Origin of the sequence: Burkholderia sp. AU31624, from assembly GCF_020420065.1 — a bacterium.
Classification (GTDB): domain Bacteria; phylum Pseudomonadota; class Gammaproteobacteria; order Burkholderiales; family Burkholderiaceae; genus Burkholderia.
This window is the reverse complement of record NZ_JAIZRT010000008.1, coordinates 209,156-234,145: the sequence shown is the minus strand read 5'-3', so window position 1 is coordinate 234,145 and position 24,990 is coordinate 209,156. Positions and strand designations below refer to the sequence as shown.

The 24,990-nt window shown below is 68.4% G+C and carries 23 protein-coding genes; 12 read left to right on the top strand and 11 right to left on the bottom strand.

What is annotated here, in order from left to right; all coding sequences use genetic code 11:
* Positions 1–21: 21 nt before the first annotated feature.
* The 5 genes from LGM89_RS28065 (at position 22) to LGM89_RS28045 (ending at position 4,818) form a co-directional block, all read left to right on the top strand.
* A complete protein-coding gene (locus tag LGM89_RS28065; RefSeq protein WP_226203450.1) occupies positions 22–957 on the top strand; it encodes an AraC family transcriptional regulator in 936 nt (311 codons plus the stop codon).
* A gap of 139 nt (positions 958–1,096) precedes the next feature.
* Positions 1,097–1,981 (top strand): LysR substrate-binding domain-containing protein, encoded by an 885-nt coding sequence (locus LGM89_RS28060; RefSeq protein ID WP_226274639.1) that lies wholly within the window; start codon positions 1,097–1,099, stop codon positions 1,979–1,981.
* A gap of 182 nt (positions 1,982–2,163) precedes the next feature.
* Positions 2,164–3,096, top strand: a complete 933-nt coding sequence (locus LGM89_RS28055; RefSeq protein ID WP_226274638.1) for an AEC family transporter — start codon at positions 2,164–2,166, stop codon at positions 3,094–3,096.
* A gap of 125 nt (positions 3,097–3,221) precedes the next feature.
* Positions 3,222–4,157: a DMT family transporter gene (locus tag LGM89_RS28050; RefSeq protein ID WP_089497040.1), complete on the top strand. Its 936-nt coding sequence runs from the start codon at positions 3,222–3,224 to the stop codon at positions 4,155–4,157.
* Between the two features lie 286 nt (positions 4,158–4,443).
* A complete protein-coding gene (locus tag LGM89_RS28045; protein WP_089427567.1) occupies positions 4,444–4,818 on the top strand; it encodes a hypothetical protein in 375 nt (124 codons plus the stop codon).
* Between the two features lie 156 nt (positions 4,819–4,974).
* Here the strand turns inward: LGM89_RS28045 and LGM89_RS28040 are convergent, their stop codons facing one another.
* The gene (locus LGM89_RS28040; RefSeq protein ID WP_226274637.1) at positions 4,975–6,492 is read right to left on the bottom strand and encodes a CoA-acylating methylmalonate-semialdehyde dehydrogenase; all 1,518 of its coding nucleotides are present in this window, start codon (positions 6,490–6,492) and stop codon (positions 4,975–4,977) included.
* A 49-nt stretch (positions 6,493–6,541) separates the two neighbouring features.
* Complete coding sequence (locus LGM89_RS28035; protein ID WP_089497042.1) at positions 6,542–7,897, bottom strand: aspartate aminotransferase family protein; 1,356 nt, start codon at positions 7,895–7,897, stop codon at positions 6,542–6,544.
* A gap of 105 nt (positions 7,898–8,002) precedes the next feature.
* Between LGM89_RS28035 and LGM89_RS28030 the strand changes: the two genes are divergently transcribed.
* Positions 8,003–8,953: a LysR family transcriptional regulator gene (locus tag LGM89_RS28030; protein ID WP_226203461.1), complete on the top strand. Its 951-nt coding sequence runs from the start codon at positions 8,003–8,005 to the stop codon at positions 8,951–8,953.
* A 122-nt stretch (positions 8,954–9,075) separates the two neighbouring features.
* On the opposite strand, the gene LGM89_RS28025 is transcribed toward LGM89_RS28030, so the two are convergent.
* The 3 genes from LGM89_RS28025 to LGM89_RS28015 are packed head-to-tail and all read right to left on the bottom strand — an operon-like array spanning position 9,076 to position 11,162.
* Positions 9,076–10,314, bottom strand: a complete 1,239-nt coding sequence (locus LGM89_RS28025) for an MFS transporter (RefSeq protein WP_226274636.1) — start codon at positions 10,312–10,314, stop codon at positions 9,076–9,078.
* Positions 10,311–10,646: a hypothetical protein gene (locus LGM89_RS28020; protein ID WP_226203465.1), complete on the bottom strand. Its 336-nt coding sequence runs from the start codon at positions 10,644–10,646 to the stop codon at positions 10,311–10,313. Before LGM89_RS28020 ends, LGM89_RS28025 begins: the two co-directional genes overlap by 4 nt.
* Positions 10,647–10,691: 45 nt before the next feature.
* Positions 10,692–11,162: a MarR family winged helix-turn-helix transcriptional regulator gene (locus LGM89_RS28015; protein WP_089497046.1), complete on the bottom strand. Its 471-nt coding sequence runs from the start codon at positions 11,160–11,162 to the stop codon at positions 10,692–10,694.
* Positions 11,163–11,330: 168 nt separating this feature from the next.
* Here LGM89_RS28015 and LGM89_RS28010 point away from each other — a divergent pair, with 168 nt between their 5' ends.
* Entirely contained in the window at positions 11,331–11,822 is a 492-nt protein-coding gene (locus LGM89_RS28010; RefSeq protein WP_166893835.1) for a 2,4'-dihydroxyacetophenone dioxygenase family protein, read from the top strand.
* Positions 11,823–11,927: 105 nt separating this feature from the next.
* Here the strand turns inward: LGM89_RS28010 and LGM89_RS28005 are convergent, their stop codons facing one another.
* Together LGM89_RS28005 and LGM89_RS28000 are read right to left on the bottom strand one after the other, a co-directional pair.
* Positions 11,928–13,076, bottom strand: a complete 1,149-nt coding sequence (locus LGM89_RS28005) for an epoxide hydrolase family protein (protein ID WP_089497048.1) — start codon at positions 13,074–13,076, stop codon at positions 11,928–11,930.
* A gap of 76 nt (positions 13,077–13,152) precedes the next feature.
* Positions 13,153–14,112, bottom strand: a complete 960-nt coding sequence (locus LGM89_RS28000; protein ID WP_089497049.1) for a GlxA family transcriptional regulator — start codon at positions 14,110–14,112, stop codon at positions 13,153–13,155.
* 136 nt (positions 14,113–14,248) lie between these two features.
* On the opposite strand from LGM89_RS28000, the gene LGM89_RS27995 reads away from it, so the two are divergent.
* The 3 genes from LGM89_RS27995 (at position 14,249) to LGM89_RS27985 (ending at position 17,607) form a co-directional block, all read left to right on the top strand.
* Entirely contained in the window at positions 14,249–15,049 is an 801-nt protein-coding gene (locus LGM89_RS27995; RefSeq protein WP_089497050.1) for an SDR family NAD(P)-dependent oxidoreductase, read from the top strand.
* A gap of 326 nt (positions 15,050–15,375) precedes the next feature.
* Positions 15,376–17,196: a sensor domain-containing diguanylate cyclase gene (locus tag LGM89_RS27990; protein ID WP_226274635.1), complete on the top strand. Its 1,821-nt coding sequence runs from the start codon at positions 15,376–15,378 to the stop codon at positions 17,194–17,196.
* 114 nt (positions 17,197–17,310) lie between these two features.
* Entirely contained in the window at positions 17,311–17,607 is a 297-nt protein-coding gene (locus tag LGM89_RS27985; protein WP_089497051.1) for a hypothetical protein, read from the top strand.
* A gap of 34 nt (positions 17,608–17,641) precedes the next feature.
* On the opposite strand, the gene LGM89_RS27980 is transcribed toward LGM89_RS27985, so the two are convergent.
* The 3 genes from LGM89_RS27980 to LGM89_RS27970 form a co-directional block, all read right to left on the bottom strand.
* On the bottom strand, positions 17,642–18,244 hold the full coding sequence (locus tag LGM89_RS27980; protein ID WP_226274634.1) for an MFS transporter: 603 nt from the start codon (positions 18,242–18,244) through the stop codon (positions 17,642–17,644).
* 87 nt (positions 18,245–18,331) lie between these two features.
* Positions 18,332–19,681 carry an MFS transporter gene (locus tag LGM89_RS27975; protein WP_226274633.1) on the bottom strand — a complete coding sequence of 450 codons (1,350 nt, stop codon included), beginning with the start codon at positions 19,679–19,681 and terminating at the stop codon, positions 18,332–18,334.
* 179 nt (positions 19,682–19,860) lie between these two features.
* Entirely contained in the window at positions 19,861–20,820 is a 960-nt protein-coding gene (locus LGM89_RS27970; protein ID WP_089427583.1) for an MBL fold metallo-hydrolase, read from the bottom strand.
* Between the two features lie 177 nt (positions 20,821–20,997).
* On the opposite strand from LGM89_RS27970, the gene LGM89_RS27965 reads away from it, so the two are divergent.
* Complete coding sequence (locus tag LGM89_RS27965; RefSeq protein WP_226274632.1) at positions 20,998–22,647, top strand: IclR family transcriptional regulator; 1,650 nt, start codon at positions 20,998–21,000, stop codon at positions 22,645–22,647.
* Positions 22,648–23,494: 847 nt separating this feature from the next.
* Here LGM89_RS27965 and LGM89_RS27960 read toward each other — a convergent pair.
* Positions 23,495–23,977, bottom strand: coding sequence for an Lrp/AsnC family transcriptional regulator (locus LGM89_RS27960; RefSeq protein WP_021159229.1), 483 nt, complete (start codon positions 23,975–23,977; stop codon positions 23,495–23,497).
* 285 nt (positions 23,978–24,262) lie between these two features.
* On the opposite strand from LGM89_RS27960, the gene LGM89_RS27955 reads away from it, so the two are divergent.
* Positions 24,263–24,910 carry a LysE family translocator gene (locus tag LGM89_RS27955; protein ID WP_226274631.1) on the top strand — a complete coding sequence of 216 codons (648 nt, stop codon included), beginning with the start codon at positions 24,263–24,265 and terminating at the stop codon, positions 24,908–24,910.
* Positions 24,911–24,990 lie beyond the last annotated feature (80 nt).

Below are 24,990 nucleotides of genomic sequence, written 5' to 3'. Positions count from 1 at the left end.
CGCTCCCTATACTCCAGCGTCATGTTCTCCGACCCGTCATCGATCCCGCCGTCGTGCCCCGATCCGCTGGCGCGCGCCCCTCGCGCGCCGAGCGACGGGCGAGCGCCGCGTGGACGGCTGTACCCCGCGCCGGCTGCCCTGCAGGGCGCGGTGGTCGCGATCGTGTTGCACGATACGCGCGGGGTCGCCTTGAGCGACGCGCAGCGGCTCTCGCATTTTCCGGCCACGCCGCTCGTGTGCGTGTCGTGGTATCGGGATCTCGACGTGGGCTTCGTCGAACCCACGGCCGACGGGCCCCGGTGGCGCCCCTTCGGTGCCGCCGTGACGCTGTCGGGCAGCCATTCGGCCCCTACCGTGGCCTGGGCGCCGACGGGCGGACGAATCGGCATGATCTGCTTCACCGCCGATGCGGCGCGGGCGCTGTTCGGCATCGCGCTCGCGGACATCCACGATCGCGTGCTCGACGCCCATGCGTGCCTCGGCGACGACTGGCACCCGCTGCTCGATGCGCTGGCCGGCGCGGACCGCGATGCCGATGCGCTGGCGGCGATCGAACGTCATCTTGCATCTCGCTGGCAGGCGTTGCGGCCCACGACGCCGCTGTCATCGCTACGTAATGCGGGACGCAGTTGGGTCGAGCGCCTCGCGCTGCAGGCGCGCGAATGGCGGGATACCCACAGCCCGCGCCAGGTCGAGCGGCGGATCAAGACCTACAGCGGCCGATCGCTGCGCGAATGGCAAACGCTCGTCAGGACGGAAAGCGCGTTCTTCGCGGCGCGCGACCGGTACGAAGCCGGCGCCGCGTTCAACTGGGCCACGCTGGCGCTGGACGAAGGGTTCGCCGACCAGGCGCACCTGAGCCGCGAGGTCAAGCGCATCACGGGGTTCTCGCCGAGCGAATTCACGCAACGCTTCATCGACGACGAATCGTTCTGGATGTACCGGCTGTGGGTGTAAGGCGCCGGCGATCGCGCTTCGGCCGCCGTTGCCGTACCGGTTCCCGGTTGCCCGATCCAACCCGAGCGGGCACGATGGGCGCGGACCCTGCGCATGCCTGTCGTCCGCGGTCCATCCCGCCCCTCATGTGACTTCACCCATGTCATTACGCGCATTCAGAACGCTGGTCGCCATCGCCCGACACCGTACATTCGCACGCGCCGGCGAAGCCATCGGCCTCACGCAATCGGCGGTGAGCCTGCAGATCAAGACGCTCGAAAGCGAATACAACGTGCAGTTGTTCGATCGCTCGCGCCGGCAGCCGGTGCTCACCGAGGCCGGCAACATCCTGCTGGCCCAGGCCGAGCAGGTGCTCGCAATGGTCGACCGGATTCCCGACGCGCTCAGCGACGAGAAGAAGCTGGTCGGCCGCCTGCGGATCGGTGCGATCCAGACCGCGCTGTCCGGCCCGCTGCCCGACGCGCTGCTCGCGCTGCGCGCGGCGCACCCGCGGCTGCGCGTGCACGTGTCGGCCGGGATGTCGGCCGAACTCGCGAACCGCGTCGCGGCCGGCGAACTCGATGCGGCGATCACGACGCGCCCCGTGCGCCCGCATCCGGCGGAACTGACGTGGACCACGCTGTACGAGGATCGCTTCTGGCTGCTCGCGCCGCCCGACCATGCGGAACGCGACGCGGTCACGCTGCTCGATTCGCTGCCGTTCATCCGCTTCGATGCGCAGGCATGGGCCGGGCGCATGATCGCCGCCGAGCTGCGCCGCATCGGCGTGCGCGTGCGCGAGGAGATGGTGCTGGACAGCGCGGAAACGATCGCGCGCATGGTCGCGCGAGGGCTCGGCGCGGCGATCGTCGCGCTCCCCGATTCGACGCTCGCGCGGCTGCCGCCCGTCACGCGCTTGCCGTTCGGACAGCCGCAAATGGGGCGCGCGGTCGTCCTGCTCGAACACCAGTCGCGTCCGGCCGAGCGTTTCGCACGTGCACTGGCCGCCGAAGTCACCGCGTCATCGATGAGAATTGCTCATTGAACACCCGATAATTAACCATTATTCCTGTTGCTTGCGCGTGTTAACTTGGCGGCATCGTCACTCTTTCGATTGCGTGTCGCCATGGTGCCCGCCGGATGGATTCCCGCCTCGTTCCGCCGTTTTGCGTGCCAGCCGCTCGCGGCGGCCCGCACCGCCCGCACGGCTCGCGTGAAGGCGTGTCGATGATCGGCCCAATCCTGCTCGCGCTGGCACCGGTTGCGCTGCTGGTCGCGTTAGGCCACGGCCTGCGGCGCTCCGGCTTCATCGGCGATGCGTTCTGGCCGCAGGCCGAGCGGCTGTGCTACTACGTGCTGCTGCCCGCGCTGTTCACGGACAGTCTCGCGAACGCACGGCTGCAATCACTGCCCGTTTTACCGCTCGCGGCGGCGCTGGTCGGTTCGACCGCACTCGCCGCGGCGCTTCTCCTGCTGGTCCGCCGGTTCGTGCGGGTCGACGGCGCCGGCTTCACGTCGGTATTCCAGGGCGCCGTGCGCTTCAACAACTATGTCGGCACCGCGCTCGCGGCCGGCCTGTTCGGCGCAAAAGGCATCGCGCTCGCGGCCGTATGCGTCGCGGCGATCGTCCCGACCGTCAACCTGATGTGCGTGCTGGTGTTCGCACGCTACGGCGACACGCGGCTCGGCGCGGCGGCACTCGTGCGCCAGATCCTGTCGAATCCGCTGGTCGTCGCGTGCGCGCTCGGGATCGCGATGCAGGCCGGCGGCGTCTCGTTCCCCGCGGCCGTCGCGCCGGCCGTGCGCGCGCTCGGCGTCGCGTCGATGCCGCTCGGCCTGCTGTGCGTGGGCGCGGCACTGAGATTCGATGCGGCGCGTGCGTGGCTGCAGCCGGTGTGTGTCGCGTCGGCATTCAAGTTCATGGCGATGCCGCTCATCACGCTCGCCGCCGGCCGGCTGTTCGGGCTCGGCGATGCGGCGCTGACGGTCGCGCTGCTGTTCCAGGCGCTGCCGACGTCGTCGGCGTCCTACATCATGGCGCGCCAGCTCGGCGGCGATGCACCGCTGATGGCCGGCATCACCGCGTTCCAGACGGTCGCCGCGGCGCTCGCGATGCCGGTCGTGCTGAGCGCGCTCGCGTCGGCGCCCGCGTTTCGCTGACGACGCAGCGCCTCCCTCCTTCCCCCTGAATCCAGACTGCCAGCCGGCCATCGCGCGATTCCGCATCGTCGGCCGCGCGCGGTCGCTCACGCGTTGCCGCAGGCGCTCACCGAGAAACCCTTCACATGAACGCTCCCGCCCCGCCCGCCGCCCTCGTCGCCCCCCGGCCGCATGCGGCCATCTACGTGAAGCTCACGCTCGTCGCGCTGTTCTGGGGCGGCACATTCATCGCAGGTCGGATCCTGGCCGCAACGATGTCCGCGACCGCCGCGGCCACCGGCCGCTTCGCGATCGCCGCGCTGCTGCTGGTCGTGCTGACGTGGAAGATCGAAGGCGGGCTGCCGAAGCTGAGCGGCCGCCAGATCCTGACGACCTTCGGGCTCGGCGCGACCGGCATCTTCCTGTACAACGTGTGCTTTTTCGCGGCACTGGCGCGGATGCCGGCGGGCCGCACCGCGCTGTTCGTCGCGCTGAACCCGGTGGCCACTGCCGTGCTGCTGTCGATCGTCGTGCGCGGGGAGCGCCTGTCGCTGTCGCGCTGGGCCGGCATCGCCGTCGCGCTGTTCGGCGCGCTGGTCGTGATCAGCCGCGGCGACTTGCTGCGGGTGCTGACCGATCTCGGCGACACGTTCGGCTCGGGCGAACGTTTCATGCTGTGCGCGGTGCTGAGCTGGGCCGCCTATACGGTGATCGGCCGACGCGCGCTCGACGGGCTGTCGCCGCTCGCGGCCACGACGTATGCGGCGCTGTGGGGCCTCGCGCTGCTGATCGGCGCGCACCTGTTCGGCTCGCCCGCCGTCAGCGGCACGCCGCTGACGTGGCAGGCCGTCGCGTCGATGCTCTACCTCGGCGCGATCGGCACGGTGGTCGCGTTCGTCTGGTATTCGCAGGGCATCCGCGAACTCGGGCCGGCCCGTGCGGCCGTGTTCACCAACCTGGTCCCCGTGTTCGGCGTGCTGCTGTCGGTCGCGCTGCTCGGCGAGCCGTTGTCGCCGTCGATGCTGGCCGGTGGTGCGCTCGTGATCGCGGGCGTCGCGTTGACCAATCGCGCGAGGCGCTGACGCATCGGCATGCGCTCCTCGCGCCCAAGGGGACGGATGTCGAATCCCGGCGCCGGAGCGTGACGGCCGTTGTGTCACGCCCACGCGCGGCCGATACGCCCCCGATGTTCTCGCAGCCCCGCCAAAAACCGCCTATCGTGAATGGAGCGCCCCGTTCACCGCCACTCGACCCTGCGTCGCTCGCACCGGCGGTAACGGCACCGCGTTCCGGCACCATTCATCGCGATCCCGGCGCACGCTCGCCCGTGCGCCATCGCGGCCGCCCACCGGATTACAGGAGGCCCTCATGAAAGCCGCGCTGCTCGTCAGTTCCGCCCTGCTCGCCATTGCATCCGCTTCGGCGTCGGCCCAAGGCTCGATCACGAAAGTCGAAAACGGCGCGCTCGTCGCCGCAAACGGGATGACCGTCTACGCATTCGACCAGGACAAGCCCAACGCCGGCACCAGCGCCTGCACCGGCCAATGCGAATCCTTCTGGCCGCCCTACAAGGCCAGCGCGACCGATGTCCCGGTCGGCCCCTACACGATCATCAAGCGCGATGACGGCAGCCCGCAATGGGCGTACAAGGGCAAGCCGCTGTACTTCTTCTCGAAGGACATGAAACAGGGCGACCGCAACGGCGACAACTTCAAGAACATGTGGCACGTGGTGGCGCCGTAACCGACCTTCCGACGTCTTCCGCGCGCGCCGCGCGGACGTAGAAAAAGCCCGCGCGGATCGTCGATCCGGGCGGGCCTTGTCGCGGTCACGCCGGCCGCATTGCATGGCGTTGCCCGCCGTCAGGCAGGCGGACGACGCATGCAGCCGGGTGGCGCGTCAGCGGTTCGACGGGAAGCTGAACACGGTGCCTTCGCGCACGCCGGCCGACGGCCAGCGCTGCGTGATCGTCTTGCGCTTCGTGTAGAAGCGCACGGCGTCCGGGCCGTACGCGTGCAAATCGCCGAACAGCGAACGCTTCCAGCCTCCGAACGAGTGGTACGCGACCGGCACCGGCAGCGGCACGTTGATGCCGACCATGCCGATCTGGATGTTGTCGCCGAAGTAGCGCGCGGCCTCGCCGTCGCGCGTGAACAGGCAGGTGCCGTTGCCGTACTCGTGCGCGTCGATCAGCGCCATCGCCTCGTCGAGCGACTTCAGGCGGATCACGCCGAGCACGGGCCCGAAGATCTCATGCTGGTAGATCGGCATGCCGGGCTTCACGTTGTCGAACAGGCACGGGCCGAGGTAGTAACCGCCGTCGTGACCGTCGACCTTCACGCCGCGGCCGTCGACGACGAGCGTCGCGCCCGCTGCCACACCGGCTTCGACGAAACCCGTCACCTTCTCGAAATGCTGCTGCGTGACGAGCGGGCCCATGTCGATGCCCGCGCCGTTGCCCGGGCCGACCTTCATCTTTTCGATTTCGGCTTTCAGGCCCGCGACGACCTGGTCGCCCGTCTCGTCGCCGATCGCGACGACCAGCGGAATCGCCATGCAGCGCTCGCCGCACGAACCGTACGCGGCGCCCATCAGCGCGTTCACCGCGTTGCCGATGTCGGCGTCCGGCATCACGACCGCGAAGTTCTTCGCGCCGCCGAGCGCCTGCACGCGCTTGCCGTGCGCGCAGCCGGTCGAATAGATGTATTCGGCGATCGGCGTCGAGCCGACGAAGCTCACCGCCTTCACGCGCGGGTCGGTCAGCAGCGTGTCGACCGCTTCCTTGTCGCCGTTCACGACGTTCAGCACGCCCGGCGGCAGGCCCGCTTCGAGCGCGAGCTCGGCCATGCGCAGCGTCGACGACGGCGTGCGCTCCGACGGCTTCAGCACGAACGTGTTGCCGCACGCGACGGCCATCGGCCACATCCACAGCGGCACCATCACCGGGAAGTTGAACGGCGTGATGCCGGCAGCGACGCCGAGCGCCTGGAACTCGCTCCACGAATCGATCGCGGGGCCGACGTTCTTGCTGTGCTCGCCCTTCAGCAGTTCGGGCACGTAGGTCGCGTATTCGACGTTCTCGATCCCGCGCTGCAGCTCGCCCATCGCATCGGCGAGCACCTTGCCGTGCTCGGCGGTGATCAGCGCGCACAGCTCGTCGGCGTGCTCCTCGAGCAGCGTCTTGAAGCGGCTCATCACGCGGGCGCGCTTCAGCGGCGGCGTATTGCGCCAGGCCGGGAACGCGGCCTGCGCGGACGCGATCGCGGCTTCGACGGTCAGCTTGTCGGCGAGCGCGACGCTCTTGTGCGATTCGCCGGTGGCCGGGTCGAACACCGGCTGGACGCGGCTGCCGCCGTCGACGCGCTTGCCGTCGATCAGGTGGCCGACGGTGGACGTTACGTTGCTGTCGTGTTTCATGTATCTGACTCTTTCGTGAATTCGGTTATCGTTCGGGGCAAGCCGCGGCTCAGTCCACTTCGTTCAGCGCGTCGGACAGCGCGTTGACCAGGTTGTCGATCTCGCGCTTCTCCGAGATGAACGGGGGCGCCAGCTGGATCGTGTCGCCGCCGTAGCGCACGTAGAAGCCCTTCGCCCAGCAGCGCATCGCGATCTCGTACGGGCGCCGTGCCGGCTCGCCCGGCAGCGCCGCGATCGTCAGGCCGGCAGCCAGCCCGTAGTTGCGGATGTCCGTGATGTGGCGCTGGCCCTTCAGCCCATGCACAGCGGCCTCGAAATGCGGCGCGAGATCGCGCACGCGGGCCACCGCGTCTTCCTTCACCAGCAGGTCGAGCGCCGCGACGCCGGCCGCGCAGGCCACCGGGTGCGCCGAATACGTATAGCCGTGCGGGAACTCGAGCATGTACTCGGGGCCGCCCGCGGCCATGAACGTGTCGTAGATTTCCTTCGTCGCGATCACGCCGCCGAGCGGCTGCACGCCGTTCGTCACCTGCTTCGCGAAGTTCATGATGTCCGGCACCACGCCGAACGCGTCGGCGCCCGTCATCGCGCCGGCCCGACCGAAGCCCGTGATGACTTCGTCGAAAATCAGCAGGATGTCGTGCGCGGTACAGATATCGCGCAGGCGCTTCAGATAGCCCTTCGGCGGCACGACCACGCCCGCCGAACCGGAGAACGGCTCGACGATCACGGCCGCGATGTTCGATGCGTCGTGCAGCGCGATCAGCTCGAGCAGGCGGTCGGCCAGCTCGGCGCCGTGCTCGGGCATGCCGCGCGAGAACTTGTTTTCGGCGAGTTGCGTATGCGGCAGGAAGTCGGCGTCGAGGCCCTGGCCGAACAGCTTGCGGTTCGGCCCGATCCCGCCGACCGAGATGCCGCCGAAGTTCACGCCGTGATAGCCCTTCTCGCGGCCGATCAGGCGCGTCTTCGTGCCCTTGCCCTTCGCGCGCCAGTAAGCGCGGGCCAGCTTCAGCGACGTATCGGCCGCTTCCGAGCCCGAACCCGTGAAGAACACGTAGTCGAGGCCGGCCGGCGTCAGGTCCTTGATCTTGTTCGCGAGCTCGAACGATTTCGGATGGCCGAACTGGAATGCCGGCGCGTAGTCGAGCTGCGCGACCTGGCGGCTCACGGCTTCGACGATTTCCGTGCGGCCGTGACCGAGGCCCGTGCACCAGAGACCCGACAGGCCGTCGAAGATCTTGCGGCCTTCGGCGTCCGTGTAATACGCGCCCTTGCCCGACACGATCAGGCGCGGATCGGCCTTGAACTGGCGGTTGGCCGTGAACGGCATCCAGTGCGCGTCGAGCCACGCGGCGTCGGTGCGGAGGGTGGTTTCGTCGTGCTGGGCGGTGGTGATGTCGGTCATGTCGGTCGGCGCGGGGCGCCCCTCCTCCTTATGTTGATATTGCGCATTGTCGGGAGGCCAATTAGTCTTTTGAATATCGCAATATCAATGTTCACTTGCGCATCTATGCAAGCAAAGCAACCGAAGAGTCGCGCGCTGCTCGGGCAGCTCAGCGACATGGATCTCCGCCTGCTGCGGGTCTTCAAGGGCGTCGTGCAGTGCGGCGGGATGGCCGCGGCCGAACTGGAACTGAATATCGGCATCTCGACCATCAGCCGGCACGTGAAGGATCTGGAAACGCGCCTCGGCCTCGTGCTGTGCCGGCGCGGCCGCGCGGGCTTCACGCTGACGCCCGAGGGCCAGACGGTGTACGAGGAGACGTTGCGGCTGCTCGCGTCGATGGAAGCATTTCGCAGCAGGATCGACGGCATTCACGACCGGATGGGCGGCGAACTGCACATCGCGGTATTCGACAAGACGGCCACCAACGCGAACGCACGGCTCGGCGACGCGATCCGCCAGTTCGCCGACGAAGCGCCCGACGTCGCGCTGAACCTGCATGTCGCGTCGATCAACGAGGTCGAGCGCGGGATCATCGACGGCAGCTATCAGGTCGGGATCATTCCCGCGCACCGCAACTCGGGCAGCCTCGTGTATTCGGAGCTGTTCGACGAACGGATGCTGCTCTACTGCGGCCGCCAGCATCCGCTCTACGATGCGCCGCACGGCAAGCTCACGTGGACGACGATCGGCAACCATGCGTTCGCGGGCCTCGGCTTCCATTCGCCGAACATGGAGCTGAGCCATCGCGCGAAGCTCACGCGCAGCGCGACCGCGTCGGATCAGGAGTCGATCGCGACGCTGATCCTGTCCGGCCGCTATCTCGGCTTCCTCCCCGACCATTACGCGGAAAGCTTCGAAAACAAGGGGCTGATGCAGCCGATCGCGCCGCATCGGTTCAATTACCGGTGCCGGTTCGTGAGCCTGCTGCGGCGCTCGCCGCGGCCGTCGCGGGCTGCGTTGCTGTTTCAGTCGTGCCTTGAGGCCGCGCATGCTGCGGCGCGGCCGGTCGCTTAACGGCCGTCGTGGCTGAGTGGCTGAACGGCTGAACGGCTGAACGGCTGAACGGCTGAACGGCTGAACGGCTGAACGGCTGAACGGCTGAACGGTCGGGTAGCCTACGTCGGTTTCACTGCCGGTCAAGCGCCGTCGCCCGTGCCCGCCTGTGCACGCATCCGCTTCATGAAATGCGTCGCGACGAGCGCCGCGGCAAAACCGGACATCGCGCCGACGCCGAGCGCCCAGCGCGGGCCGAGATGATTCGCGACCCAGCCAGCCACCGGCGCGCCGATCGGCGTGCCGCCGAGCGCCACCGCGAGGCGCAGCGCCATCACACGCCCACGCATCGCCGGCTCGGTCGACAGCTGCACGAGGCTGTTGGTCGAGTTCATGAAGGTGATCGCCGCGATCCCGGTCAGCACGAGCGCGGCGGCGAACAGCCAATATCCCGGCGCCAGCGCGGCCAGCGTGCAGCCGAGCCCGAACAGCGCCGCGCCGAGCCACAGATGCCGGAAACGCGGCCGGTCGCGGCGCGCCGCGAGCAGCGCACCGGTGATCGTGCCGACGGCCATCATCGACGACAGCACGCCGAAGCCACGCGCGTCGACATGAAACACGCTGGCCGCCATCGTCGAGATGAACAGCTGGAAATTGAGCCCGAACGTGCCGATCAGGAACAGCATCACGAGGATCGCCTTCAGGTCCGGGCGCTGCCATACATAGCGGAACCCGTCGAGCAGGCTCCCGCGCGTGCGGTCGGCCCGCGCATGCGCACGTAGTTCGTCGTCACGCAGCATCGACAGCGACGCCAGCACCGCGACGAAGCTGAGCCCGTTGAGCAGGAACGCCCAGCCGGTGCCGACCGACGCGATGATGAAGCCGGCCGCCGCCGGCCCGATCATCCGCGCCGCGTTGAACGACGTCGAGTTGAGCGCGACGGCGTTCGCCAGCTCCCGATCGGCGACCAGCTCGGCAACGAACGTTTGCCGCACCGGCGCATCGAACGCCGACGCACAGCCGAACAGGAACGCGAACAGATACACGTGCCACAGCTGCGCGACGCCGGTCACCGTCAGCAGCCCCAGCAGGAGCGCGAGCCCGCCCATCAGCGCCTGGGTCGCCATCAGCAGCTTGCGCTGGTCGAAACGGTCGGCCGCGTAGCCCGTCCACGGCAGCAGCAGAAGCTGCGGGCCGAACTGCAGCGACATCACGATCCCGACGGCCGACGCGTCGTGATGCGTGAGCTGCGTGAGGACGAGCCAGTCCTGCGCGGTGCGCTGGATCCACGTGCCGATGTTCGACACCAGCGAGCCGATCGCCCACACGCGATAGTTGAAGCTGCGCAGCGAGCGGAAGACGCCCGCCGCCGGCACGTTCATGGCCGCTCCCGGTCGGGCTCGTTGCCGCCGTGCAGCTCACCGAAGCGCCGCGCGAGGAACAGGCCGAGCGCGAGGATGCCGAGGCCGAACGCCGCCGCGTCGGCCGTGACGCGGAGATCGAAGTCGCCGACCCTGCACACCAGCACGTAGGCAATCACGAGGTTCGCGACGCCCCACAACACATTCACCGTGGACGACGACAACCCACGCCCGGGCGGATTCGCGAACGGGGTCTGGAACGGCTCGCCGCGCAACCCGCTGACGAGATGCGGCACGACGTTCGCGAGAAACGCACCGCCGAAGAAATACGACACGAGATGCGGGAAGTTCATGTTTAGGCTGTCCTTGCGGCAAACGGGGCGAGGCGGTTTACGGGTTTACGGACGCGCCGGCTCCTGGAATTCGGCGAGCCGCTGCAGCAGCTTCACGGCCGCCGCGAGCTCGGCCTGCTCCGCCGCCGACAGTTGCGCGTGCAACGCACGGAACAGCCAGTCGTCCTTGGCCGCGCGGTTCGCTTGCAGCACCTTGCGGAAAGCGGGCGTGAGCGCGATCAGCGTCTGCCGGCCGTCGGTGGGATCGGGCTCGCCGCTGACGGCGCCGAGCGTCTCGAGCGTCGCGACCGTCACGCGCATCGACTGCGGTCGCACGCTTTCGGCACGTGCGAGCGCCGACACGGTCGCGGGGCCGTCGCGGTCGAGCCGCAACAGCACCGACTTCTGCGATGACGTGAGGTCGTTCGGGTGGATTTGCTCCCGCATCCGCCGCATCAGCTTGCCGACCGAGATGCGAAGTTCGCCGGCAAGGCCGGCCAGCGGGAGCGCTTCGGAGGGAGGCAATGGCGTGTTCATGAATTCAAGATATCAGATATACAGGAAAACTGTACAGTTTAGCTGCATATTTCAAGCTGTAAGGATCGCGTCGTCGCGTGCGCTCGATTCGATGCGACATGTCCCGTTCGGCTGCGTGAGCCGGCTCTGCGATAATGCGGGCTCCCCATTTCCGCTCTGCCGCCCGCCATGACGCAGCCGTCCGCCCCGCTCTCCACCGACCTGCCGCCGATCTCGTGCCTGCCCGGCGACGCGCTGCCGTGGCTGCCGATGAGCGCCGACCTGCCGGGGCTGGCGATCAAGTACCTGCACATCAATGCGGCCGAGGACACACTCACCGCGCTGCTGAAGATGCCGGCCGGCGGCACGCTGCCGCGCCACCGTCATGAAGGCGAGGTGTTCGTCCATACGTTGCAGGGGGCGTGGCGCTACCGCGAATACGACTGGGTGGCGCACGCCGGCTCGACGGTGCTCGAGCCGGCCGGCTCGGTGCACACACCGGAAACGCTCGGCGCGCCGGGTGAGGACGTGATCACGCTCAACGTGATGCGCGGCGATCTCGTGCTGCTCGACGACGACGGCCGCGAGACCGCGCGCGAGAACTGCCGTGTCGCGCTGCTGCGCCAGCGCAAACATGCGCGTACGGCGCCGAACGACGCCGCGCCGTTCGTCACGCGCTAAGGCAGGCGCTAAGGCAGGCGCCGCCGTCGCGTCACGATCCGCGTGGCGCTCGCGTTCCTTGTCGACCGGATGGTCGCCGGTGCGCTTCGCCGGCCGCCCCGATCGTCACCGAAAGCGCCGGAAAAATGTCCGAATATCGTCGGCCAGCCGATCCGGCTCTTCCATCGCCGCGAAATGGCCGCCGCTCGGCATGTCGGTCCACTGCACGACGTCGAACCCGCGTTCGAGCCAGCTGCGCGGCGGACGGCCGATTTCCTTCGGAAAGCGCGCGAACGCGACGGGCACCGTCACGCGTTGCCCGGCCGCGAAGCGCATGGGCTGCAGGCGGTTTTCCCAATACATCTGCATGGATGAGCCGATGCAGCCGGTGAACCAGTAGAGCGAGATGCCGGTCAGCAGATCGTCGTGCGAAAACCGCCGTGCGACGTCGCCGTCGCAATCGCTCCACGCGCGGAATTTCTCGGCGATCCAGGCGGCCAGTCCGGCCGGCGAATCGTTGAGCGCGACGGCCAGCGTCTGCGGCTTCGTCATGTGCACATGCGCGTATCCGCCTTCCAGCGCGGCCCACTCGCCGCGCTGCGTCACGAAGGCCCGTTCGTCGTCGGTCAGCGGCACGGCCGCGTCGGCCGGAGGTTCGTAGCTGCCGGGCAGGTAGTTCAGATGGATACCGTCCACCCGGTCGGCATGCCGCGCGCCGAGCGCGATCGACACGCCTGCGCCGAGATCGCCGCCTTGTGCGCCGAAGCGTCGATAGCCGAGGCCGGACATCAACGCCGCCCAGCAGTCGGCGACCTGCCATGCCGACATGCCGGGTGCCGTTGGCGCGGGCGAGAACAGGAAGCCGGGCAGCGACGGGACGACGACATCGAACGCGTCGTCAGGATCGCCGCCGAATGCCGCCGGATCGCACAGGCGCTCGATCAGTGCGGCAAATTCGAACACGGAGCCCGGCCAGCCGTGCGTGATGACGAGCGGATAAGGTTTCGATCCCGCCCCACGCCGATGGATGAAGTGCACGCGCTGCCCGCCTGCGTCCGCGACGAACTGCGGCAACCGGTTCAGCGCACGCTCCACCGCGCGCCAGTCGAAGCGCTCGGCCCAGTAGTCGGTCAGCTCGCGCAGCCACGCGCCGTCCACACCCTGCTGCCACGGCTCGGCGGGCGTGAGCAACGGCGGGCGGCGGGCGCGCAGGCGCCGACGCAGGTCATCCAGCGCGTGATCGGGTATCGCAATCTCGAACGGCTCGGCGTGCATGGTGTCTCCTCGCGAAACGTGCCGGAGATTCTGCGCGATTTTTCCGACCTTCGCTGGCGTCCCGCGCCCGCGGGCATCAGCCCGCTTCCCGCTCGTCCGCACGCGCGTCGCGCCGCATCGCCTGCGGCGGGACGCCGAACCCGCGCACGAACGCCTCGCGCATGTGCCGGCGGTCGCGAAAGCCGTTTTCCTTCGCGATCACGTCGAGCGAGTGGCGGCTTTGCTCGATCATCAGTCGCGCCCCCTCCAGCCGCAGCCGCTCGATCGCCTTCGCCGGCGACTGCCCCGTTTCGAGCGTGAACACGCGGCTGAACTGGCGCGGGCTCAGGTGGACGGCTTCGGCGAGATCCTCGACGGTCAGCGCGCGGCCGAGATTCTGCCGCGCGTAGTTCAGCGCGTTCTGGATCCGGTCGGATTTCGGTGCGAGTTCCAGCATTTCGGAATGCTGCGACTGGCCACCGGCGCGCCGCTGGTGCATCACGAGCTTGTGCGCGACCGAGCGGGCGGCATCGGCGCCGAGATCCTTTTCCACCATCGCGAGTGCGAGGTCGAGGCCGGCCGTCATCCCGGCCGACGTCCAGATCGGGCCGTCGACGATGTAGATCCGGTCGTCCTCGACGCGGATCTCCGGATAGCACCGCTGCATGTCGCGGCCGAACGCCCAGTGCGTCGTCGCGCGGCGCTGCGCAAGCAGCCCGGCTTCGGCCAGCACGAACGCGCCGGTGCAGATGCCGGCGATCCGCCGCGCGCGTGCCTGGGTGCGGCGCAGGAACGTCACGACGCCGGCCGGCGCCGGCGAAGCGAGCGGATCGTTGACGCCCGCGACGATCCACGTATCGACGGCGATCCGCCCGCGCAGCGCGTGCGTGGCGACCGGCAGCCCAAGCGACGAGCGCACGTCGCCGCCGTCGACCGAATAGTTGGCCATCCCGTAGAACGGCTCGCTCATGCCCATGTTCGCGTACTCGAACACCGATTGCGCGGCGAGCGCCATGATCTGGAAGCCGTCGCTGATCAGAAAGCCGATGCGGTGCATGTGAGTTCTCCCGTCCCGGGCGAATAGGTCGGCCCGATGTCCTGAATCATACCCATCTACGTCATTTGTGTCGCAGCGATTCGGGACCAGAATGGCTTCACGCCATCCGGCCATTTCCCTCGAAACGGAGCACATCATGACGCAAGCACATCGCGGTACCGCCCTCATTACCGGCGCCTCGTCGGGCATCGGCGCCGTCTACGCGGATCGCCTCGCGCGCCGCGGCTACGACCTGATCCTGGTCGCGCGCAACCGCGACCGCCTGGCCGCCCTCGCCGACCGCATCACGAACGACACGCAGCGCAGCGTCGAGATCATCGACGCCGACCTCAACGACCGCGCCGCGCTCGCCGCCGTCGAAGCGAAGCTGAAGCAGGATGCGAGCATCACGCTGCTCGTGAACAACGCGGGCATCGGCACGCACACGCCGCTGCTCGACAGCGACGTCGATGCGATGACGCGGATGATCGACCTCAACGTGACCGCGCTCACGCGCCTTACCTATGCGGCGGTGCCCGGCTTCGTCGCCCGCGGCAACGGCGCGGTGATCAACATTTCGTCGATCGTCGCGATCTCGCCGGAAACGCTGAACGGCGTGTACGGCGGCAGCAAGGCGTTCGTGCTCGCGTTCAGCCAGTCGCTGCATCACGAACTCGCCGACAAGGGCGTGCAGGTGCAGGCCGTGCTGCCCGGCGCGACCGCCACCGATTTCTGGCAAACGGGCGGCCTGCCGCTCGAGCACCTGCCGAAGGAAATCGTGATGTCGGCGACCGACATGGTCGACGCGGCGCTGGTCGGCTTCGATCGCGGCGAACTCGTGACGATCCCGTCGCTGCACGCGGGTGACGAATGGGCCGCGTACGAGGCCGCGCGCCGCACGATGGCGCCGCACCTGTCGGCCGACACGCCCGCGCCGCGCTATTCGACGGCAGGCTGACCACGCGGCATCCCGCAGGTCGAAAGCAACAGGCACGTCGAACCCGGGAGGTGCCGCGGAACACGGTGATACGTGGCGAGTCGCCCGCAATCATCCGCGGTTCCGCGGCACGTTTCCGGGCCGATGCGGATCGATGAATTCGTCTGCGGGAAGACGTGTCGGATTGCTTCCCGGTCGGCATAAATGTCGCGTGCGAACCGACGATTCCGGTTCGCTTGCCACGCATTCCGCGCAACAGTAAGCTCTGCGATTGCAGTCCCCAAGCGACCTCGTTCGACCGGCATTCGTCCGATCACGAGGGCAATCGTCCGTTGCGGAATTCGATCATGCAGGCCCGTATGTTCATCACCGAGACCGGCGACGCGCCGGCCTCCGCACGCGGGTCGGCCGACCGTCTGCCCGCGCTCCCACCCCTGCCGGAACTGGACACCATCTGCCGTGTCGCGCGTGCGCATGTCGGTGCGGCCGGCGCGTTCATCGCGCGCACCGACGCCGGTGCGCCACGCGTGCTGGCCGCCGACGGAGCATTGCCCGATCGGCTTCCCGACCCGCTGCCCGCCGATGCCTTGCTGCCCGAAGCCGAGCCGACGCCGGCCGCCGATTCGCGCTTCGTCCCGCGTAGCACGCACGCCAACGGGCAACGCAACGACGGCCCGCGTCGCGCGCTGCGGGTCGTCGCGGCCAGCGAACTCACCGCGCCCGATGGCACGACATTCGGCATGCTGTGCGTCGTGGACGACAAGCCCCCGGTGCTCGACGCGACGCAACGCGCGACGCTGCGCGACCTCGCCGCACTGGCTGCAAGCACGCTTGCCCGCGCGATCGAAACGGTTACCTTGCGCGAACGCCTCGGCACCGTCGAGGAACACAGCGCGCTGACCACGCTCGCGCTCACCGAAAGCGGCACCGGTGTGTGGGATCGCAACGTGGAAACCGGCGAGATCCATTACTCGCCGGCCTGGAAGGCGCTGCTCGGCTACGCGCCGCACGAGCTCAGCACCCGGATCGAGGATGCGTACGAACGGCTGCATCCGGACGACGTCGCCGACGTGAAGGCCGCGATGCTCGCGCACTTCGAGCAGCGCACCGACCATTACGCGGTCGAGCACCGCATCCGCTGCAAGGACGGCTCATACAAATGGATCTGCAGCCGCGGCAAGGTGATCGACCGCGACAGCCGCGGCCGCGCGCTCCGGATGGTCGGGACGACCACGGACATCACCGCGCTGCGCGAGCTCGCCGCGCGATTGCGCGACTCGGCCGCGCTCGTCACCGATCTCACCGACCAGGTTCCCGGGCTCGTGTTCCAGCTGCGGCAGGCGCCCGACGGGCGCCGCTTCTTTTCCTACGCGAGCGCGGGTGTCGCCGACATCTACGAGCTGACGCCCGAGCAGCTCGCCGGCAGCGCGGAGACGGTCGAGACGCGCATCCATCCGGCCGACCTGGTCGCCTACCGGCTGTCGCTGCACGACTCGGCGGTGCGACTGACGCCGTGGCGCCTCGAATATCGCGTGCTGCTGCCGGGCCAGGGCCTGCGCTGGCGCGAAGGCGATGCGCGGCCGCAGCGCACGGCCGACGGCGGCACCGTGTGGCACGGCTTCATCACCGACGCGACCGACCGCAAGCACATCGAGGCCGAACTGCACCGGATGGCGACCACCGACCACCTGACGCAGCTGTCGAACCGCCATGCGTTCATGCGGCAAAGCGAGGCCGCGCTGCGCGCCGTGCGTACGACCGGCCAGGCCGCCGCGGTGCTGATGCTCGATCTCGATCACTTCAAGGCGCTGAACGACCGCTGGGGCCACCCGGTCGGCGACCGCGCGCTCCGGCATTTCGCGCGGCTGCTGCTCGCGGAAACCGGGCCGGACGGCATCGTCGGACGCGTCGGCGGGGAGGAATTCGCGATCGTGCTGCCGGGTGCGGATCTCGACCGCGCGCTGGCCTTCGCGCAGCGCGTGCAGCAACGCGCGATGCAGGCGCGGCTCATGCACGATGACCAGCAGGTCACGCTGACCGTCAGCATCGGCATCGACGCGATGCGGGCGTCGGACTTCGGCGCCTACCAGCCGCTGTCGCGCGCCGACAAGGCGCTCTATCTCGCGAAGGAGCGTGGCCGCAACCGGATCGAGGTGTATCGGGCGTAGCGTTCGGGCGCGCGACGTCCGCCCCCTCCTGGCGTCCCGCCGCCTCCATTGAGCGACATATTCGGAACCGATCGTGTAGGCTAGCGCTCCGGGCCCTACTGACCACGATTTGCCATGGACAATTCCAAACTGACCGCGCGTCTCGCGACAGGTCTTCTCGCCGTCGCGCTCATCGAGCTGCTGGCGCTGCTGTTCGGCTATGGTTTCGCCAGTTCGATGGACGATCCGTACATGGGCCTTCGCGTGTTCATCACCGCGCTCTTCTGGGCGGCAGGCCTGTCGGTCATCGGCGTCATGGCGGCAATCGCGTGCCTGTCGATCGACCAGCAGGCGCGCGGCGGCACGATCAACTGGGCGCTGGCGCTGCACGGCCTGATCGTCCTGCCCGGGCTGTTTATGTCCTTCCACTGAACCACACCGCCGAACCGCACCGCCGCCGCCCGCGTCACGCCGATTCCGCACGCGGCGCCGCCCGCACACCCGGCAGCATCGCGACCGCGCACGCGGCCAGCAGCGCCGCGATCATCAGCATCGCCAGGTCCATGCTGCCGGCTCTCGTGCGGATCAGCCCGACGAGCCACGGCGTGATCATGCCGCTCGACACGCCGATGCTGCTGATCAGCGCGATCCCGCCCGCCGCGCCCGCGCCGGAGAAATACACGGACGGCACGGCCCAGAACACCGGATGCGCGGCGAAGATCAGCATCGCCGCGACCGACACCGCGCGCCACAGGAACATGATCCGCGCAAACGTGCGGCGCGCGCCGAAGCGGCGCAGCAGCGCGTTGCTCGGCACCTCGAACAAGACATAGCCGACGAAGAACAGCACCGCGCCGAGGCTGTACATCGCGTCGGTCAGACCGAGATCCTGCCGCATCTGCAACTGCGCGAAGCCGATGTTGCTGCGATCGAGGATCGACACGATGTAGCAGGGGAACAGGAACGGCACGATTCGCGCGCCGATGCGGCGGTACAGTGCGTCGTCGTCCGTTGAAGCGATACCGGACGCGACGGCACGCGCGGCGTCCGCTTGAAGAGGGGCTGACATCGATCGTCTCCTCGCTGGATTCGGGTGCGGGGTTCACACGGCGTGCCGGTCGCCGCCGCCCGTGAGCGGCGACCGGCCGTTGCTCGATCAGTCGCGCCGCGCGCCTTCGCCCTTCACGCCGAGCATCAGCGCAACGCCGCTCGCCACCAGCAGCGCGGCCAGCAGATACACGGCGAGATCCATGCTGCCGGTGCGCGTGCGGATCATCCCGATCACCCAGGGGCTGACGATCCCGCTCGTGATCCCGATGCTGCTGATCAGCGCGATCCCGGCCGCGGCGGCGTTGCCCGACAGGTAGCGGGTCGGCACCGCCCAGAAGATCGGCAATGCGGCGAAGATCAGCGTCGCCGCGACCGACAGGCACGCGAGCATCGCGGCGAAGCTGTGCAGGTGCAGCGTCAGCGCCGCGAGCGCGAGCCCGCCGCCGATCGTGCAGCACGCGAAGTGCTTGCGCCGCTCGCCGGTGCGGTCCGAACGACGCGCGATCAGGATCAGCCCCACCGCGCCGACCGCGTTCGGCACGACCGTGTACAGGCTCACGGCCACGACGTCGGTCACGCCGAAGTCGCGGATCATCAGCGGCATCCAGAAGTTGAGCGTCAGCGACGCGCAGGTCAGCGAGAAATAGATGAACGCGAACAGGTACACGCGCGGGTTCGCGAGTGCCGCCATGAGGCTGCGCCCGTCGTGCGCGTGGCCGTGGCCGCGGCCATCGGCGCACAGCGCGGCGACCCGCGCCTTCTCATCGGACGTGAGCCACGTGGCGTCCTGCGGCCGGTCGACCAGCAACGTGAACGCGGCGAACGCGAGCAGGATCGCCGGCGCGCCTTCGATCGCGAACATCCATTGCCAGCCGTGCAGCCCGAGCACGCCGCTCATGTCGCGCATGATCCAGCCCGACATCAGGCCGCCGAGCACGCCGGCCACCGCGACGCCCGCGAAGAACACCGAGATCGCGGCCGCGCGCCGGTTCGCGGGGAACCAGTAGGTCAGGTACAGCACGATGCCGGGAAAGAAGCCCGCTTCGAACACGCCGAGCAGGAAGCGCAGCACGTAGAAATGCGACGGCTGCGACACGAACATCATCCCGGTCGACGCGATGCCCCACAGCAGCATGATCCGCGTGAAGGTGCGGCGCGCGCCGAAACGCGCGAGCAGCAGGTTGCTCGGCACTTCGCAGAACACGTAGCCGACGTAGAACACCGCGGCGCCGAGGCCGTACATCGCGTCGCTGAAGCCGAGATCGTGCTTCATCTGCAACTGCGCGAAGCCGATGTTGATGCGGTCGAGGAACGAGATGACGTAGCAGAGGAACAGGAACGGCACGATTCGCCACGCGATCTTGCGGAACAGCAGCGCGTCGTCCGTGGCGGCGGATGCGGAAGCCGAAGCGCTCGCGTGCGCGAGCGTCGCTTCGGCGGGAAGCGATTGGGGCATGTCTCTCTCCAAACAGGTTGCGCGATTCGAGCGCGCAGCCGTCTCCCAGGGCGTACGTGCGCCCTGCTTTCTTGTGAGATCGGATACGGCGGACGGAAAGCCGGCGGGAAACCGTGGCCCGTCGCCGCGTCAGAAAAAAGGCGGAGCGCCCTGCCGGACACCCCGCCTGTGCAAGCCGCTCAGTCCTGCAGCGCGGCCCACATTTCCTTGTCGCGCTGCGCGGTCCAGATGCGCGGATGCGTGATGCCGCTCGCTTCGTCGAAGGCACGCGACACGTCGAACGGCAGACAGTGCTCGTAGATGAACACGTGGCCGAACTTCGGATCCATCGCTTCACGCGTGAGCGCCATCGACGCCTTCAGGTCGAGCTTCTGCTCGACGGCCTTGCGGCCCTGCGCGAGCAGCGTCGTGACGAAATCCTTCGTGTAGTCGAGGCCCTTGTTCACGTCGGCCGGGTTCAACAGCGCGGGGCCGCGGCCCGGCACGAGCTTCTCGGCGCCGAGCGCGCGCAGCGCCTCGAGCGTGGCCGGCCATTGTTCGAGCTGCGCGTCGCCGCAGTAGCACGCAGCGTCGTATTCGACGAGGTCGCCCGAGAACAGCACTTTCTGCGACGGGATCCAGACGATCGTGTCGCCCTTCGTGTGGCCCGAGCCGACGTGCATGATCTTCACTTCGAGCTTGCCGAGGAACAGCGTGATCTCGCGCTCGAACACGAGCGTCGGCCAGGTTAGGCCGGGCACCGTCTCGACACCCGCGAACAGGCGCGGGAAACGCTCGATCTCCGACTTCATGTCGGCCTCGCCGCGCTCGACGATCATCTCGTACGTGCCGCGGCTCGCGATCACGTGCTGCGCACCTTCGTCGAAATACGCGGACGCGCCGAGCACGCGCACCGCGTGGTAATGCGACAGCACCACGTGCTTGATCGGCTTGTCGGTCACGCTGCGGATCTTCGCGATCAGGTCCTGCGCCATCGCGGGCGTCGCGGTCGTGTCGACGATCAGCACGCTGTCGTCGCCGATGATCACACCCGAGTTCGGGTCGCCTTCGGCGGTGTACGCGTACGCGTTCTCGGACAGCTTCGTCCAGGTGACTTTCTTCTCTTCCAGATCGGCTTGGGAGGCGAATGCTTTGGCCATGTTGCGTTCCGTGGCTGCGAGCCATGTGTTGAGGGGAGTGAGCGGATCTTCGTCCTGCGCCGAATATTTGTCAATGGCAAAGTCACTTGCTATTGTTTAATACGGGTAAACCTGCGGGCTGGCGCGATAAATGGCGTCGGATACCATGCGGGGTTTCGTCAACGGAAGAATCATCGCGTGCAGAACCACGAAGTCAGCGCAGACGACGCGCCGCCCAAGGCGCAGCGCGGGATCCAGAGTGTCGAGGTCGGCGGCCGGCTGCTCGACGCGCTCGCGCGCCGGCGCAAGCCGCTCGGCCTGTCCGAGCTGGCCGCGGCGGCCGATCTGTCGACCGCGCAGGCGCACACCTATCTCGTCAGCCTGACGCGGCTCGCGCTCGTGAAACGCGATGCGCTCACCGGCAACTACGAGCCGGGCCCGTTGTCGCTGCGGCTCGGGCTGATGTCGATCGAGCGCCAGCCGGCCTATCGCGCGGCGCTGCCGCACGCGGCGCGGCTCGCGGAAGCTGTTGGCCTGAGCGTCGCGGTGTCGGTGCCGGGCGTGCTTGGGCCGACGATCGTGCGCATCGAGCACGGCGGCTATCCGCTGCACGTGAACCTGCATGTGGGCTCGGTGATGTCGCTCGACACGACGGCCACCGGCCGCGTGTTCCGCGCGTTCGGCGAGCCCGCGCAACTCGACGCGATGGCGGCCAGCCAGGCCGGCGCGGGCGCCACGCTCGCGGGCGCCGAGCAGCCCGCGCCGGACGCCGGCGTGCCGCAGGCGGAACTCGACGCGATCCGCGCACGCGGTATCGAGCGCGGCGTCGACCTGCCGAGCCCCGGCGTCAGCGCGATGTGCGTGCCGGTGTTCGACGCACAAGGCACGCTGCAACTCGCGTTGACGGTGATCGGTTCGACCGGCTCGATCGACGTCGACTGGGACGGCCCGATCGCGGCGGCGTTACGCGACGCGGCTCTTCAGGCAACCGCATCGCTCGGCGCGGCGCACGATGCGCTTCCGCAGGCTTCCACCTCGGCGCCGACAGCCCCGCGCGTGCCGCCCGCACTGGCCGACGATATGAAGACGCAGCGCGGAATCAATGCGCTCGACAGCACCGGCGAGCTGCTGCTCGCGCTGGTGTCGGCGGGCCGCGCGCTGCCGCTGCGCGATCTCGCGGCGGCCACCGGCATGCCGGCCGCGAAGGCCTTTCCGCATCTCGTCAGCCTGCAGAAGATCGGCCTGCTGAGCCGCGACGACGCCGGCTGCTTCGGCGGCGGCCCGCTCGGGCAGGCGCTCGGCCTGATCGCGATGCAGCGCGTGTCGCCGACCCGCGACGCGGAAGCCGAGATCGTCGCGCTGGCCGGCGCGACCGACATGAGCGTGGCGGCCGCGACGCTCGGGCCGCTCGGCCCGACCGTGATCCGCCTCGAAGAGTCGGCGCGGCCGCAGCACGTGAGCCTGCAGGTCGGCACGGTGATGTCGCTCGTCAATACGGCGATCGGCCGGATCTTCGCGGCCGGCATGTCCGACGACGTGCTGGCCGACCTGCTCGCCAACGAGCCCGTGCGCCTCGCGGGCCGCGCCGCAGCGCCGGTCGACACGGCCTTCCGCGCGCGGCTCGCGACGATCCGCGCGGACGAACTCGATTTCGCGTTCGACGCGCCGGTGCCGGGCATCGGGACGGTCGCCGCGCCCGTGTTCGATCACACCGGCAGCATCCGGCTAGTGATCGCGATCATCGGTTCGTCGCGCGGCTTTCCGCGCGGGCCGGACAGCGATCTCGCGCAGGCGTTGCTCGCCGCGACGCGACGGCTGTCGTGGCGGTTCGGGTGGATCGGCGGATAGCCGTCCCCTTTTTCCTCTTCTTCCCTCTGCCAGACCGCGCCGCGAGGCGCAGCCTCGTCACGCCTGCGCGCCGGCCTTTCCGGGGCGGGATGGCCGTACTAAATGACATCGCTATGAAGCCGTGTGCGACCGCCATTCTTGTTGCATCGCGGCAACATAAACCGTCAGGAATTCTCATATAACGAAATCGCATTTCACAAAGCGGAGGTGTTTCGCTATGATTAGGGTTATCCCTAACTCGCCACCTATACGGGGCTTCGTCATGCAAACGTCTAACCTTTCCGACCGTTCCACCGAATCCGCTGGCTGGCTCGCACGTATGGGCGAGCTGATCGCAGAAGCTTGGGCACTCCACCTCGAGAACTGCGAAATCATCGCTGAAGCACACGCACGCCTGCCGCACTGAGCGCGGAATGGCCGGCCGCCAGCCGGTTGGCCCCACGAAACCCTGCCTGATCCGCTTGCCCGGACGCGCGCCATGAGGTCGCGGCGTCGAGCAACGGGTTGCAAGGCAAGTCGTCGGAAACAGGCCGGGTAGTCCCGTCGGATGCGCGCGCTGTTTCAGGCGCGCGTTGAAGTCGCTCTGCAGTTGCTTTAAAGCCGATGCCGGCGCCGATCAACCTCGGCGCGGTTTTGTCTGCCGGTTGCCCGGGCAGGCAACAGTTATCTCGCCAGCGCGTATGTCCGACGGATCACCACGGACAGAAGATTCATCCGCGTTGCAGACCCCGGCGCCGAACCGCGCCTCTGCCTGGCCCCTCTCCCGATTGCCGGCTTGCTCCGCGCACATGCGCGGCCCCAATGCGCCGTCGTTTCAACGACGGCCGCACCCGCTTCCCCGCCCCCATCACACCTGAATCGACGGCACGTCCTTCATGCAGCGCAGCGCGAACATCGAGCGGCTGTGACGAATGCTCGAAATCTTGTACAGCTTTTCGCGCAGGAACCGCTCGTAACCGGCCGTGCCGTCCACCGCGACCTTGATCCAGTAGTCGTACTCGCCCGACACGAGATAGGCCTCGAGCACCTCGGGCAGCGCGGCGAGTTCCTCGCCGAAGCGCGCGAGCGCATCGTCCTCGTGGCGATCGAGCGTGACTTCGAGAATCACGATGTCCGCATAGCCCAGCTTGCGCTGATTGACGAGCGCGACGTAACCGTCGATGTAGCCGTCCACCTCCAGTTGCCGCGTGCGGTTCCAGCATGCGGTGGTCGACATGCCGATCTGTTCGGCCAGTTCGGCGTTCGACAGACGCGCATTTTTCTGCAGTGCGCCGAGGATCTTGCGGTCCTGGCTGTCGAGCGTTTTCGGCGAGCGTTCACGTGTGGCCATGACAGAAAGAATCTTCTCCTGAAAACCGGGATTTTATCTGAACGACATTCCGGATTTGTGTCGGTTTGTGTGGAAAAGCGGAAGCCTTTTAATCCGGCCCCTTGATATATTTTCACCCATGCCTGCTGTCCGGCACGTTCCCCGCGACAACCCCTTCGCACCGGGACGCACAGCCGCAATCACGAGTTGCGGTGCCGGCCGGCAGGCATGCGATTCCCCGCCGTCCGCGCGCCTATCCGGCCGCGCGGCCTCGGCGCCCGTGTTCCTGTTCCTGCCCTACCCGTCATGTCGTTCAGGCTTTACCTGTCGTTCCTCGCGGCTTCCGCCGTGCTCGTCTACGCCCCCGGCCCCGTCAACCTCCTCACCATGAACCAGGCGCTGCGCGCCGGCTGGCGCCGCGCGCTGCCGTGCGTCTGGGGCGGCACGCTCGCCGTGCTGCTGCAACTCGCGCTGACCGCGCTGTGCCTGAATTCGCTCGTGCATCTCGACGAGCGCGCGCTGACCGTGCTGCGCTGGGCCGGCGCGGCCTACCTCGTCTGGCTCGGCTGCAAGCAATGGCTCAGCCGCACGCCGGCCGGCGCGCCCGCCGCCGCGGCTGGGCCGGCCCGACCGGCCACGCCGGACACCGACTCGCACCGCGCGCTGTTCTGGCGCGGCGTGGCAACCTCGGGCCTCAATCCGAAGACGCTGCTGTTCTTCCCGTCGTTCTTTCCGCAGTTCATCAGCCCCAGCGCCGACTGGAGCCTGAACCAGCAATACCTGCTGCTCGCGGCGACGTTCGCGGTGCTGTTCGCGGGCGGCGTCGCGTCGATGGCGCTGTTCTCGCACCGGCTGAGCCGCGCGCTGCAGCGGCCCGCAAGGATGCGCGCGATGAACCGCCTGACGGGCGGGCTGCTCGTCGGGATGGGCGCGATCATGGTCGGCTGGAACTGACAGCGGCCGGGCGGCCGGCATCATCGCGGCCGCCGCCACGCCCCTCTAAAAAGCAGCCGAGCGCCGAATGCTTTAGGGTA

Excerpts from the sequence above, each read along its gene's own strand:
- LGM89_RS28045 (WP_089427567.1), top strand. The coding sequence starts at position 4,444 with ATGAAAGCCGCGCTGCTCGTCAGTTCCGCCCTGCTCGCCATTGCATCC.
- LGM89_RS27995 (WP_089497050.1), top strand. The coding sequence starts at position 14,249 with ATGACGCAAGCACATCGCGGTACCGCCCTCATTACCGGCGCCTCGTCG.
- LGM89_RS28015 (WP_089497046.1), bottom strand. The coding sequence starts at position 11,162 with ATGAACACGCCATTGCCTCCCTCCGAAGCGCTCCCGCTGGCCGGCCTT.
- LGM89_RS27955 (WP_226274631.1), top strand. The coding sequence starts at position 24,263 with ATGTCGTTCAGGCTTTACCTGTCGTTCCTCGCGGCTTCCGCCGTGCTC.
- LGM89_RS28005 (WP_089497048.1), bottom strand. The coding sequence starts at position 13,076 with ATGCACGCCGAGCCGTTCGAGATTGCGATACCCGATCACGCGCTGGAT.
- LGM89_RS27960 (WP_021159229.1), bottom strand. The coding sequence starts at position 23,977 with ATGGCCACACGTGAACGCTCGCCGAAAACGCTCGACAGCCAGGACCGC.
- LGM89_RS28040 (WP_226274637.1), bottom strand. The coding sequence starts at position 6,492 with ATGAAACACGACAGCAACGTAACGTCCACCGTCGGCCACCTGATCGAC.
- LGM89_RS28000 (WP_089497049.1), bottom strand. The coding sequence starts at position 14,112 with ATGCACCGCATCGGCTTTCTGATCAGCGACGGCTTCCAGATCATGGCG.
- LGM89_RS28055 (WP_226274638.1), top strand. The coding sequence starts at position 2,164 with ATGATCGGCCCAATCCTGCTCGCGCTGGCACCGGTTGCGCTGCTGGTC.
- LGM89_RS28020 (WP_226203465.1), bottom strand. The coding sequence starts at position 10,646 with ATGAACTTCCCGCATCTCGTGTCGTATTTCTTCGGCGGTGCGTTTCTC.
- LGM89_RS27975 (WP_226274633.1), bottom strand. The coding sequence starts at position 19,681 with ATGCCCCAATCGCTTCCCGCCGAAGCGACGCTCGCGCACGCGAGCGCT.
- LGM89_RS28025 (WP_226274636.1), bottom strand. The coding sequence starts at position 10,314 with ATGAACGTGCCGGCGGCGGGCGTCTTCCGCTCGCTGCGCAGCTTCAAC.
- LGM89_RS27985 (WP_089497051.1), top strand. The coding sequence starts at position 17,311 with ATGGACAATTCCAAACTGACCGCGCGTCTCGCGACAGGTCTTCTCGCC.
- LGM89_RS28065 (WP_226203450.1), top strand. The coding sequence starts at position 22 with ATGTTCTCCGACCCGTCATCGATCCCGCCGTCGTGCCCCGATCCGCTG.
- LGM89_RS28050 (WP_089497040.1), top strand. The coding sequence starts at position 3,222 with ATGAACGCTCCCGCCCCGCCCGCCGCCCTCGTCGCCCCCCGGCCGCAT.
- LGM89_RS28060 (WP_226274639.1), top strand. The coding sequence starts at position 1,097 with ATGTCATTACGCGCATTCAGAACGCTGGTCGCCATCGCCCGACACCGT.
- LGM89_RS28030 (WP_226203461.1), top strand. The coding sequence starts at position 8,003 with ATGCAAGCAAAGCAACCGAAGAGTCGCGCGCTGCTCGGGCAGCTCAGC.
- LGM89_RS28010 (WP_166893835.1), top strand. The coding sequence starts at position 11,331 with ATGACGCAGCCGTCCGCCCCGCTCTCCACCGACCTGCCGCCGATCTCG.
- LGM89_RS27970 (WP_089427583.1), bottom strand. The coding sequence starts at position 20,820 with ATGGCCAAAGCATTCGCCTCCCAAGCCGATCTGGAAGAGAAGAAAGTC.
- LGM89_RS27980 (WP_226274634.1), bottom strand. The coding sequence starts at position 18,244 with ATGTCAGCCCCTCTTCAAGCGGACGCCGCGCGTGCCGTCGCGTCCGGT.
- LGM89_RS27990 (WP_226274635.1), top strand. The coding sequence starts at position 15,376 with ATGCAGGCCCGTATGTTCATCACCGAGACCGGCGACGCGCCGGCCTCC.
- LGM89_RS28035 (WP_089497042.1), bottom strand. The coding sequence starts at position 7,897 with ATGACCGACATCACCACCGCCCAGCACGACGAAACCACCCTCCGCACC.